A 12,014-nucleotide genomic window follows, 5' to 3' on the forward strand; every position below is an offset into this window, starting at 1 on the left:
TTTTTGAACATATGGTATGATTAATTGAATTTATTCGTCGTTAAGACGTTTTATGGAGGTTACATAATGGGAATACGCAGTCAATTCGCGATTGCTGTTGGGAAAACATCACAATGGGCATTAAAAACCTTCTTTAAAGGAGGGTCAAGTTTACCGGGTAAACTTGCACTAAAAATTGATCCACACATTTTAGACAGCTTAGCTAAAGATTATCAAGTGGTTGTTGTTACCGGAACAAACGGAAAAACACTGACGACTGCTTTAACTGTAAATATTTTGCGTCAACAATTCGATGAAGTGTTAACCAATCCTACTGGTGCCAATATGGTTCAAGGAATCGTCTCTACTTTTTTACAGGCAAAATCTAAAAAAGGGCAAAAAAAATTCGCTGTTTTAGAAATCGATGAGGCGAGCTTAAGTAAAGTAACTGAATACATGAAACCTGAACTCTTTCTATTCACAAATATTTTTCGGGATCAAATGGATCGTTATGGAGAAATTTACACGACGTATAAAATGATCGTGGATGGTGCAGCAAAATCACCAGATGCTACAATTATCAGCAACGGTGACTCGCCTATCTTCAATTCTGTTGAAACAGTCAATCCTCGTAAATACTATGGATTTGATCATGAAGAAGATCATGAACAATTGGCGCATTATAACACAGATGGTGTACTATGTCCGAACTGTCATCATATCTTGCATTATAAAATGATTACCTACGCCAATTTAGGGAAATATTACTGTCCAAATTGTGATTTCAAACGACCTAAATTAGATTATCGGTTAACAGAGATCACACGAATGGACAATGTGTCAGCAGATTTTACGATTGATGGTCATGAATACAGTATTGAAGTGGGCGGTATGTACAACGTGTATAATGCCTTGGCTGCTACAGCTGTAGCTGAATATTTCGGTGTCTCTCCTGAAAAAATCAAACAGGGGCTAGGGTATGATGAAAAAGTCTTTGGTCGTCAAGAAATTATTGATATTGATGGCAAAAAATGTACCTTGGTACTTGTCAAAAACCCTGTTGGCATCAACCAAGTAATCGATATGATTGGCTTGTCGCCTTATCCATTTTCATTAGTCGCTTTATTAAATGCAAATTATGCAGACGGTATTGACGTTAGCTGGATTTGGGATGGCAACTTTGAACACTTTGCTGATATGAACATTCCTGCCGTCATAGCCGGTGGGGATCGTCACAAAGATATGAATTTACGATTGAAAGTAGCGGGGATTTCTGAAGATAAATTAATCGAAACAAAGGAATTAACTGATGTAATTAAAAATATCAAACAGTTGCCGACTGAACATGTCTATATTTTAGCCACTTATACAGCTGTCCTTCAACTACGAAAAGAGTTAGCCAATCAAGGATTTATCAAAGGAGGGATGAACCATGCCTAACTATGAATTAACCATTGCCCATCTCTACGGTAATCTTATGAATACGTATGGAGACAACGGTAATTTATTGATGCTCAAATATGTGGCTAAAAAGCTAGGGGTTACGTGTCATTCAGAAATTGTCAGTATCCACGAACCTTTTGAAGCAAATAAGTATGACCTCGTCTTCTTCGGTGGTGGTCAAGATTTTGAACAACTGATTATCTCAAAAGATATTCAAGAGAAAAAAGAAGCACTAACAAATTATATTGAAAATGATGGTGTTATGCTGGCTATATGTGGTGGCTATCAATTTTTAGGTCATTACTATATAGGTGCAAATGGCGAAAAAATCCAAGGAATTAGTGCACTAGACCATTATACGTTAAGTCAAGAAAACAATCGCTTTATTGGAGATATCGTTATTTATAATGAAGAATTTGATGAAACTTATTATGGCTTTGAAAACCACAATGGCCGCACCTTTTTAGGTGAAGGAGAACGTCCTTTGGGAAAAGTCATCCAAGGACATGGAAACAACGGTGAAGACCAGTCTGAAGGAGTCATCTATAAAAATGTTTATGGTTCCTATTTCCACGGCCCAATTCTCGCAAGAAATGAAAATCTAGCGGAACGCTTGATTCGTCTGGCTCTTCAAAAGCGTTATGGAACAGCGATAGAATTACCTACTCAACAAAAAATTGAGGCATAAGAACAAAATACTTTAGAGGCGGGGATAAGTGTTCTCCGCCTCTTTTCTATTATGCTCTAAAGGATGTATCTTGAATGACGTTTATTTATTTTTAAGATAAAAATTGCTTTTATTTCTTTTATTTCTTTTTCTCTTCGTCTCCTTTCTCTTCGTCCCCTAGCTTTTTCAATCGTTGTTCCCATAGTAATTGATTCTCTTTATCCTCGTTTTTTTGATATAAATGAATAAAATCAATCATGATCGAAGCATGATTGATATGAATTTGTAGCACACTTTTTTTCTCTTCCTCTTGGATCAATGCTAAATTTTTCTTTGCTTCTTCTATTTTTTTCTCTTTTAAAAAAGATATTCCTCGTTTGAAGTAACTTTGATCTAATTTTATTGTTAGTTCTTCACTTTCTAAATGTTTATTCAGTATTTGTGCTTCTTCAAGCTGATTCAACTCAAGATAAGCTAGTGCAAGCATGACTTGCCTTTTGTCGGTCAAATTTTCTGGCTGGATCTTAATAACTGTTAACCATTCTTTGTTGAAGAAAGACAAATCGAATTGAGCATCTTGGGTGGGATATTGTTCGTTCATTTCTTTCAGCCAAGTAAATTCTTTCTTTTCTGTCAAATAATCGATTAATTCATGACGTTTTTCAGGATAAAGCTCTGCTGCTTTTAGATACCATTGTTCTTCTACTAGTCTTTGCCACTCATTTTCATCGGACATTTCCATATTACCTGGTTGATCAACATCCTCAAAAAAGTGATAATAGGTTAATTTAGTAAAGATAAACAAACTAAATACAATTACTCCTGCAAACCAAACCTGCTTAAGATTAGTAAAAAACCGAATGTTGTTTATTTTAAACCAAATGCTTGGGTTTAATTTTTTAAAAGCAATTTTCTTTTTATTCTTTTTTAACGTCCTTTTTTTACTTGCCGTTAATTGATATTGGGCACTAATCACTTCTTCTATGGCATCATTTAAAGGAAATTGCAGTTCCATCGCATGAAGTAAAAGATTTTTATGATTATAAATACGGATGCGACAACTTCCTTTTTCTTTATTACGAATCATTTGTGTGTTGACATTTTCTAACAAAATAAGAGCCTCAAAAATTGGCAATCGTACTTCTTCCATCTCTATTTTTTTGATATGGTCAATCAGTATAATTTCTTTTGCCATTAATAAACATCCTTTTTCGCTTATCTGTCACTTTTGACAAATACATCCATTCCATTCATTATCTCGTCATCCCAAGATTAAAACCGTGGGCTTTCTCGTTCAGAAGTTCTGTAAACTATCTCTATTTAGCTAACCTTTGATTTTTTAACGCTTGAAGTAGACACTTCTGAGGGATAAGCAGATGTTTAAGATACTTTTACTAGCAATGCCTTTTCTGATTAGTCAAGCGATTATTTTCGTTCTTAATTTTAACTAAACCAAAGAGTGCACGTTCACATAGCAAAATGTTTTTACTCTTATAAGCGTCGCGATCAGGCTGTGTGTTCCGAAAAAAATCCACTTACGATTTTTGAATATTTTATTTTCTCTTCGAATAAACTATGCTAGAAGAAATCCATTGCTCTATCTCTTGATGATTTTTCAATTACGCCATTCGACTTTATTTCATCATTTTCTGAAAAGCATGAAAAAGGCTGTTCATTACCCAGAAACAAAGGAAAAACAACTTCTGTCTAGTTTACATTAACTTTCCTCTAATTGATCATAATTTTCGATTAAAAATTGATTGACTTGTTCATCAAATAGATAATAAAGTTGCAACATCACCTCATTTGTAATAGTTGTCCTTTTCTCCTGATTCAAATGATCGATTTTACGGGTCACCTTACAGATGACTTCTATCTGTTGTTCATTGACTATCCGTATATAGTTTTCACTTTTAATAAAGGTTGAATTTCCAAAAAATTGGGGGAAAAATTTGCTTTGTTCCAACCGCTTTTCCTCATTTTCTTGAGCTATTGAAGAGAGTAAACTGGCATAATTTGAATAGTTGTCTCCGTAGTTTTTAAAGGTAAAATAAGCAATTAAAAATTCGTTCACTTGTTCTTGTGAAAAATAATCAACTGGTGTGAGTAATTCTGCCTGATTTACTTGTCCTCTTTTTTTCTCAATCATGCGTCCAATATTCACAGCTATACTTATGCTGATTAAAAAAAAGAAACTGATCGTAATAAACAGTTTATAAATCTGTTTTATGGGCCTTCTCTCCTTACAATTCGATAAAAATAAACTGGTGCCAGTTGTGGATCACCTGAATACCCCTCAAATGGTGTAATAACGATATCGCCATTTTGTCCAAAACCTTTTTCTGTAGCTGGTGTGCAATGAATAATTGTTTTTCCACCATCATCTAAAAAGAAACCAGTGTGACCGTAGTTTCCGTAAGACTCTCCTTTTTTCCCCCAGACAAATAAGTCACCCGCTTTCACTTCTTCATAAGAAATTGGATGTAATAGAGTGCCTTCTAAACGATAAAGTGTTTCTGTATTTCCGAATGGCGTATTTATTCCAGCTTCGTTCATTGTCCAAATCACAAAAAAAGAACAATCATGATAGGGAAATAGCCCACGCTGGTTTCCTTGTGAGTATTGAACTCCTTTTTGATAAATACTTTGTGCTTTTGTTAAAATCGCTTGCTGCAAGTCAGAAAAGTTTGTCCATACTAGCTCCATATTAGGACTCCCTCCCAATTGTCCTATCAACTGCTTAATCATTGGTACCCAATAGCGATTAAGTCCCATCGGATCATTTGCTGCATTAACTGGACAATAAACTGTACCCAGTTTTTCAATAGTGTTCAGTTGCCGATCAATGATTAAATTCTTCAAAGTTCGCCCAGTGGCCTCTATTCCTTCATCTAGCGTGGGATAGCTAATTAATCCTTGATCCGTCATCAAACCTGCAGGATTATTTTTTTCAACGATCCCCTTACTTGTCCCCCAAGCACTCTCATGGATCATGATTGCAGCAAAAATGACAGGAGATATTCCATTTTTTTTCGCTTCAATGAGAATTTTATCTGCTTTATCACTAAAAGCATGGCAATTAAATAAGATTAATTGCCGAAAGGTGGCTTCATCAAATGATGATTGCTGTAATAGTTGATCTAATGGGAACATTTCTAAATAATCTATTTTTTCAAAATAAAAACCAGGATTTAATGATCGGCCATTTTTTGAGTATTCAAAAACAACTTCATTTGTTTTTGCTACTGTTCCGATAACTTCACCTACGCCAGTTTGACCGTTTTTAATTTTTGGAAAAATATTTTTTATGATGAGCTGGCGATCGTTGGATTGTATGGTGATTGAATCACGATTAACGGTGGTTTTTCCAGCCATAGGTGCAATTATTTTTTTATTTTTCTCAGCTTGTACCTGTATTCCCTGAAACATTCTTTTTTCTTGATTTTCCAGATAATAGCCATATCTTTGATTCACTTTTATTTCATCGGTTTCCATAAACGGTGATTTCAATTCTATGAAAGGTTGGTATTGACCAAGTTCTAACATCGCATTCATCCGCTCTGTCAATTCCTCTGTCCATTCAATTATTTGGGTAAAATAGCTCGTATGCAATTGATCTTCTTCTTCAGTGGAATAAAGCGTCCATAGATTCTCGTGGATTTCATGAACTTTTTCTTTGATAATTGGCTCATCTAACGCAAATTCTTCATAACGTATATCCAAATAAGATAATATTTCATCGATATTAGTCATTATTTGAAAATCCTGATTTATGACCGCTTGACCATTGATGCGAATTTTTTTAGGTGTTTTTTGTATTACGCGTGTTTTCTCAACGTCTAACTTAGTGAAATATATCCAAGCTTTTGTTAATTCAAATTCGTTGGTTTTTGGAATCGTTGAAGATACTACACTAAATACACCTATGATCAATAAAAAGAGTAAAAAAGTGCCACTGATCATCATACTTTTAAACATATGCTTTTTATTTTCGTAAGTTTGCCAACTTACTTTCTTCCTAACTGTTCTTTTAGTAAAAAAATCGGTTGAAGATACCTTTACTTTATAAAAAATAGGTGAAATCGGTACAAAAAAATCTTTTTTATTTATTTCTTCCTTTTCTTCTAATATATGCTTTTTCATTGCATGCTATCCTGTTTTACTAAGATATGATCATCTGGATCAGTAGTCATCAACTTGTATAAATTCGTTGATGGATCAACTGCATTTGAAAAAGGAACAATGGCATTCCCTGCCCGTATTAATCCAGCGCCTTTTGTCGGATGAATTAGTTGCTTTTGTTGGTATGGTGATAAACGAAAAAGAGAAGAAAGCTCATCAAGGTCACTTTTTGCTTGTTTTAACATAATAATAAATTCCGTGTTGCTGAGCATTCTTCTTGCTTTATCTGAAAGCAATAATGTTTCTACATTTTGTGTGATTCCAGTAGGAATTGCCCCCCACTTTCGGATACGACTCCATAGCTCAAAAAAATAATTTTCACAATACGGGTCACTTAACATTAACTGCATTTCGTCGATATAAATCCAAGTTGTAATCCCTCGTTCTCTATTACGCACAACACGATTCCATACTTGTTCCAAAATCACCATCATCCCAAATGTCTTTAATTGACTGCCTAATTGTTTCGTATTGTATATAACAAATCGCTTATTTAATTCAATGTTCGTCGTATGAGAGAAAATTGCCAATGAACCTTCAATATATAACTCTAAATCTAGTACTAATGCCTGCGCTTCTTTTTCTGGTTGTTCTTTGAGTAAAGTAAACCACTCTTTTGCTAGCGTAGGCATTCGTTTTTCTTGTGAATGAAAATAATTAAAATAAGTTAACCTAGTGACACGGTCAATAATAGAACGTTGAGCTGAGTTTAGACCCGATTGTCCACCGATTAATGCCTCAAAAGCAGTTAATAAAAAATCAGATTTTAATTTTACCGGATCAACCTCACCACTCAAATCATCCGAAATATCCAATAAATTGATGAAGGTATCTGTGTTTGGTGCAACTTTAACAATTTGTGCATCAAATGCTTGTCCAATTCGTGTATCTTCGTCTTCTGGATCAATAGAAATAATTTCATCAGTTGGATTTTTTAATAATGTGGTAATCTCTTCGTATTTTTTTGCTACCCCTTTCCCTGAACCTGAACTACCCAAAATCATGCCACTAGGTGTGTTCAAACGCTTTCGATTGATCCTGACAATATTTTTCGTCAACTCATTCATACCGTAATATTTCCCATTTTCGTGGTTAAGTTCTTGTGCTGTGAAAGGAAGAAAAATAGCCGTACTTGTTGTAGTTAACGTCCGCCGGGTCATTAACCAATTTTTGCCAAAGGGAAGAATGGAATTTAGTCCTTCTAACTGTAAATAATTTAAGTAACAAAACCCGCAGCCATTTTTTCTACCAACACTTAACAACTGTTCCGCTATATCCTTTAATTTTTCTTTTTCAGTAGTTCTAAAATAAACAAAAATGGAAACAAAAAATAAACTCTGCCCTTCTTTTATAAGATCATCTAACAATAAATTTGCTTCGTTGATACTATTTGTTAATTCATAAGGAATACTTGCATAAGGATCATAGCCTTTTTGTGTTGCTTTCCTTTGTGCTGCTACTTTGTCTCCTTCCATATATGCTTTTTTTATCTGGACTAAATGATTGGCTTGATCTGAGTTGATGGGATCAATATGAATCGTTAATGTAATTTCTTCGGGAATTTCCATTAGCTCAGCTATAAGTTTGTCAGATAGTCGTGAGGGATAATCTTTTAGATAAATGACTTGTGCATATCCCTCGTCGATTTCAAAATAGTTTTTCTTTTTAAAATTAAAACTTGAAGGTGCAATAACAGCTTTTGTGGATAACCCACTGTACACCAGATCGGAATAACTAAAGGGGAAAAATTTTTCTGATTTTAATAGTTGATTGATCATTTTTAATCGGCCTAAACCATCCATCTTCTTACCTATTGAACCAAGTTCTAAAAGATTTCCGATCAAATTTTGCTCAATCCGCCCAAGCAATTGCTGAGCTTGTTCAAGATTAGAGACCTGTGTACTAAACGTCAAATAATTTTCTTTCATAAAGCGATTTTCTCCTTCATTTATTTTCTGAAGAAGCATATGATTGATCTCTTCTCGATAACTATCGTGTCTCTCTCCTTTCTTCTCATAGAAAATTTTTTCAGTAAGTTCTTCAATATCTATTCGTTTTTTTAACATTGTGATCGTTAAATGAACTGTATCATCACAGCTATTCAATAGTTCGCAATATTTATTGAATATCATCAATTGTTCTTCATGTTGGGCAATCTGATAATTGATATCTGAAAATTGCAGGCTTTTTGAATAATAGTTAGGAACAACTTCACAAATACCGCTTTCAAACATTTTTTCATAACGAAATACTTCTTGGACACTTCGCTTTGGTGCTTCTTTTCTTTGATGTTGTCCCCTTTTTTTCTTTTGATTTTGCATTAAGCGAATAAATTTTTTATTTTTAGTTCCCATACTCACACTGTTTTCTTTGATGTCTTTTTTCTTGGCCGGCCACCATAGCATTCGATTGCACTTCCTCTACAATAAGATACGTATAATATTTTGCCAGTTTGAAATAATTCCACCGAATCAGGAGATATTTTTCTAATGGTAAATGATTCGGTTTAAGCCACCTAATAGATAAAATGGGGGCGCTAATGAACATAAAAACAAGCCCGATATCATCAATAGGTAATCTCCAAAACTGGTGATTGATTATCCCTAATGTAACGACGAAAATAACAGTTAAGGTACCAGATATAAATTGCCGTAAAGAAAAACCAAAAAACAATTTTTCTTGATAAGTTAAAATTTCTTTTCTAATCGGTACTTCAATAAGCAATTGATCCCTCTCCTTAAAAACATGAATTAAGCTGCAGCAATAATGTTCTTTGCCCATTTATTGGTATAAAATAAGCTTGCACATAATGTCATACAATTTCCTGTTATCCCACTGATGACCGCTATTAACCCTTGGGATTCATCCAGCGAAAAAACAGTTTGAATAAACAATGGATGCAAACTTAAAATAATAAATAGTAGCACCCCCTGTAAGGAAGATGCACAAACTAATCAAAAAAATTTTTACCAATTTGGCTAATGTCTTCATGAAGAAAGGTAACCAGAGGCAATGGAGACACACTAAAGTACAAATAGATTTCAAAAAAACGTAAGAAAATGATTACTTTTGCTAATACACTTGTTAACACAGATAGAATCAGTGGGATTAGTAAGATGATTAGCAATGTCAATTTCTCAAAAAAACCTAAGTGATAAATGTTCTCCATGACCGAAAGAAGTTCAAATGCTTGGCTGCTTCCTTCTGGTATTCCGATTTGACTAATTCCGTTACTAATAAATGTACTAATTTCAACAATTGTATGAATAAATATCGTTAAATTGCGCATGACTAACATGCTTATTCCTAATTTAATAAATAATGGAAAAAATAGATCAAATCCAACGAAACCTGAGTAATTTCCATAAATTTTTTGAGCAATTTGTTGAAATTCTAACAATAGTAAAAAACCTAAAACAGAATAAGCAACGGGTTTTACTACTATATCCATAATAAGTTCACTATACTGATAAATATCAGGTAAGTAGGTTTCTAAGTTTTGTAACAAACTATTTTTAGGATCATTGGAAAAATTTAGTTGATCTGCAATTGTTTGTAATAAAAATTCAATCGCTCCGTCCAGCTTAGCCACTTCCTTAAATTGAAATAGTTGCTATCCAAGCGCCGGCAGCAATGATGACGGCTCCTCCCACAATTTGAAAAATAGAATTTTGCATTCCTGGACCATTATGTTCTTTGATGGCTGCTCCAAGCTGGATAATTCCCCAGACAGTAAGTAAACTTCCAGAAGCAAACACGCCTTTTGAGAACAATCCCATGGCTTGATCAAAATAATCCATATTATCCTTCCCCCGTTTCCTTTTCACATCGAGCAACAACTGTCAATTGATAACTAGCAAAGACTTGTTCAAATGAGTCGCTCACCTTTAAGCGAACGATATAAGTTCCAGGTGTATCTGTATCCACTTTTTCAATTACTTTAATATCTTCTAAAGATAAGTCCTCTTCTTTATCGTAAACAGTGATTCCAGCTAAAGGATCAAATTTGTCCCCGACCATTAATTCTCTGTCTACTACACCAATAAATTTTGGTGGTTCATTGATAACAGTAATTTTCCCATAACCATTTGTAGTTTTTCCATTTGTATCTGTCACTTTGATAGGAATGATATATTCATTTAATGTAGTTGTGCCAACTTTCTCCCATGCTGACTCGTCTAATTCAATTTTTAAATCTTCCGCAGCATCTTCCCGATCAGAAACAATGATCTGTTGAAGATAATCCTCTTTTTTCATCAGAGTAAAAACATTCACTTTTATATTGGCATCAATAATTTTTGGTGCTTCATTTGTTACCTGTACAACAAAACTTCTTTCTTTCGCCACTTTTCCATGACTATCTTTTACATTCCCAATTTTAAAGAAGTAATTTCCTTCTTTTTTAAAATCAAAATTTGTTTCGATAATGTTTGATTCATTTAATGGAATTAATCCATCTTCAGTGTCTGTCACCTTGATATAGTCAAAAATATCCAAACGATGATTAATTTTGTGTTCGATCACTTCAGGCACATGAATCACGGGTGCATCATTTATTATTTTAATCACTGCTTTAGCCATAGTTTTCGCTCCATGACGATCGGCGACTAAATAAGTGACATCGTAGACACCTTCTTTATTTATATCTAAATCTGTATCAAATTTTATTTTTGTTGTTAGGTCTCCATCTTCATGATCAAAAGCCGTGACCCCTTGTAACAAATCAATCGGTTGATCAATACGTTGATGAAAAATTGATTGCTTTAGGTTGATTGTTGGAGCGCTATTAACAAAAAAGTCAATCTTACTGTAAGAACTATTCCCTCTAGAATCAGTGACCTGAATAGAAAACTTTTGTTCACCCAGTTTAGAAGTATCAATAAGATTGTGCGTTATTTTTGGTGAGAGATCATTACCAGGAATAATTTTAAAATAATCAGAAGGTTCAAAAACTTGGTGTTGATTAATGACTAGATAAGAGGACGAAAGAATTATTTGTGGGTTTTGCCAATCTATTGAAATTTCACTCTCTACATCTTCTTTTATATCCGATTCTTCTTGCTGAACAATAGGTCTCTCTTTTTTAGAAGGTAGATGTTCATTTAAGTTTTCTAAGATACTCACTGATACTTCTTGTTTTTTTTCTTTTTCAAACACAATGGCTAACTGCTCTAACTCGTCTTTGAGTTGTTGGATCTTCGGAGACTTTGATTCTTTTTTTGTACGAACATAATCAAATTGTTCAAACACCGAAATTGCTGGATCAGGATTCTCTTCTAAAAAATAGCTACTTTCCGCTATTTGTAGCTCTTTGTTTTGGATAGATAAAATATTTGCCGCTTCGTTTTGACTAAGAATTTGCTTCTTTTCTGAGTTGGTTCTACTATAACTAGCTATTCCAATGATACTGAAACCTACCATAAGCGCCAAAAGACTACACTTGATCTTACTCTTTTTTGAAAGTTTATTTTTTAAAAAAAATGGCTTCATTTTTTGACAACACCCTTCCTTTGTTATTTTAACCATCTAGATGGTTAATTTCTTAGAACAATTCCCATCAGATTCATTGTTTTTTTATTCAGATTATTGCTTTCTTTTTACGAATATAAAGACAACTACTAGCTACAACAAACAGACTTAATCCTAGAAGTACACGATTTATCGAATCTTTGTCTCCGGTCTTTGGTAATACTACTTGTTTAGTGCTTTCTTGCTTTTGTATGATTACTTCTTTTTTAAATGC

Annotated in this window: 11 protein-coding genes; 2 read left to right on the forward strand and 9 right to left on the reverse strand. The window is 33.8% G+C overall.

Annotated elements, in window-relative coordinates:
• The first annotated feature begins 66 nt into the window (after window positions 1–66).
• A complete protein-coding gene (locus EVI01_RS09515) occupies window positions 67–1,419 on the forward strand; it encodes a Mur ligase family protein (protein WP_010751735.1) in 1,353 nt (450 codons plus the stop codon).
• Entirely contained in the window at window positions 1,412–2,110 is a 699-nt protein-coding gene (locus tag EVI01_RS09520) for a type 1 glutamine amidotransferase (protein ID WP_010751736.1), read from the forward strand. The genes EVI01_RS09515 and EVI01_RS09520 overlap by 8 nt, the downstream gene beginning before the upstream one ends.
• A gap of 118 nt (window positions 2,111–2,228) precedes the next feature.
• On the opposite strand, the gene EVI01_RS09525 is transcribed toward EVI01_RS09520, so the two are convergent.
• The 9 genes from EVI01_RS09525 to EVI01_RS09565 form a co-directional block, all read right to left on the reverse strand.
• A complete protein-coding gene (locus EVI01_RS09525) occupies window positions 2,229–3,284 on the reverse strand; it encodes a hypothetical protein (protein WP_010751737.1) in 1,056 nt (351 codons plus the stop codon).
• 522 nt (window positions 3,285–3,806) lie between these two features.
• Window positions 3,807–4,238, reverse strand: coding sequence for a hypothetical protein (locus EVI01_RS09530; protein ID WP_010751738.1), 432 nt, complete (start codon window positions 4,236–4,238; stop codon window positions 3,807–3,809).
• A 77-nt stretch (window positions 4,239–4,315) separates the two neighbouring features.
• A complete protein-coding gene (locus EVI01_RS09535) occupies window positions 4,316–6,232 on the reverse strand; it encodes a peptidoglycan amidohydrolase family protein (RefSeq protein WP_010751739.1) in 1,917 nt (638 codons plus the stop codon).
• On the reverse strand, window positions 6,229–8,676 hold the full coding sequence (locus tag EVI01_RS09540; RefSeq protein ID WP_010751740.1) for a VirB4-like conjugal transfer ATPase, CD1110 family: 2,448 nt from the start codon (window positions 8,674–8,676) through the stop codon (window positions 6,229–6,231). Before EVI01_RS09540 ends, EVI01_RS09535 begins: the two co-directional genes overlap by 4 nt.
• Window positions 8,615–8,995 (reverse strand): PrgI family protein, encoded by a 381-nt coding sequence (locus tag EVI01_RS09545; protein WP_010751741.1) that lies wholly within the window; start codon window positions 8,993–8,995, stop codon window positions 8,615–8,617. The genes EVI01_RS09540 and EVI01_RS09545 overlap by 62 nt, the downstream gene beginning before the upstream one ends.
• Before the next feature lie 226 nt (window positions 8,996–9,221).
• Window positions 9,222–9,863 carry a VirB6/TrbL-like conjugal transfer protein, CD1112 family gene (locus tag EVI01_RS09550; RefSeq protein WP_010751742.1) on the reverse strand — a complete coding sequence of 214 codons (642 nt, stop codon included), beginning with the start codon at window positions 9,861–9,863 and terminating at the stop codon, window positions 9,222–9,224.
• Window positions 9,864–9,867: 4 nt separating this feature from the next.
• Complete coding sequence (locus EVI01_RS09555) at window positions 9,868–10,071, reverse strand: hypothetical protein (RefSeq protein WP_010751743.1); 204 nt, start codon at window positions 10,069–10,071, stop codon at window positions 9,868–9,870.
• A gap of 1 nt (window position 10,072) precedes the next feature.
• Window positions 10,073–11,761 carry an immunoglobulin-like domain-containing protein gene (locus EVI01_RS09560; protein ID WP_010751744.1) on the reverse strand — a complete coding sequence of 563 codons (1,689 nt, stop codon included), beginning with the start codon at window positions 11,759–11,761 and terminating at the stop codon, window positions 10,073–10,075.
• Between the two features lie 88 nt (window positions 11,762–11,849).
• Window positions 11,850–11,996: an LPXTG cell wall anchor domain-containing protein gene (locus EVI01_RS09565; RefSeq protein WP_307725294.1), complete on the reverse strand. Its 147-nt coding sequence runs from the start codon at window positions 11,994–11,996 to the stop codon at window positions 11,850–11,852.
• Window positions 11,997–12,014: the final 18 nt, after the last annotated feature.

The sequence above is a fragment of the Enterococcus villorum genome (genome assembly GCF_007990225.1).
Lineage (GTDB): Bacteria > Bacillota > Bacilli > Lactobacillales > Enterococcaceae > Enterococcus_B > Enterococcus_B villorum.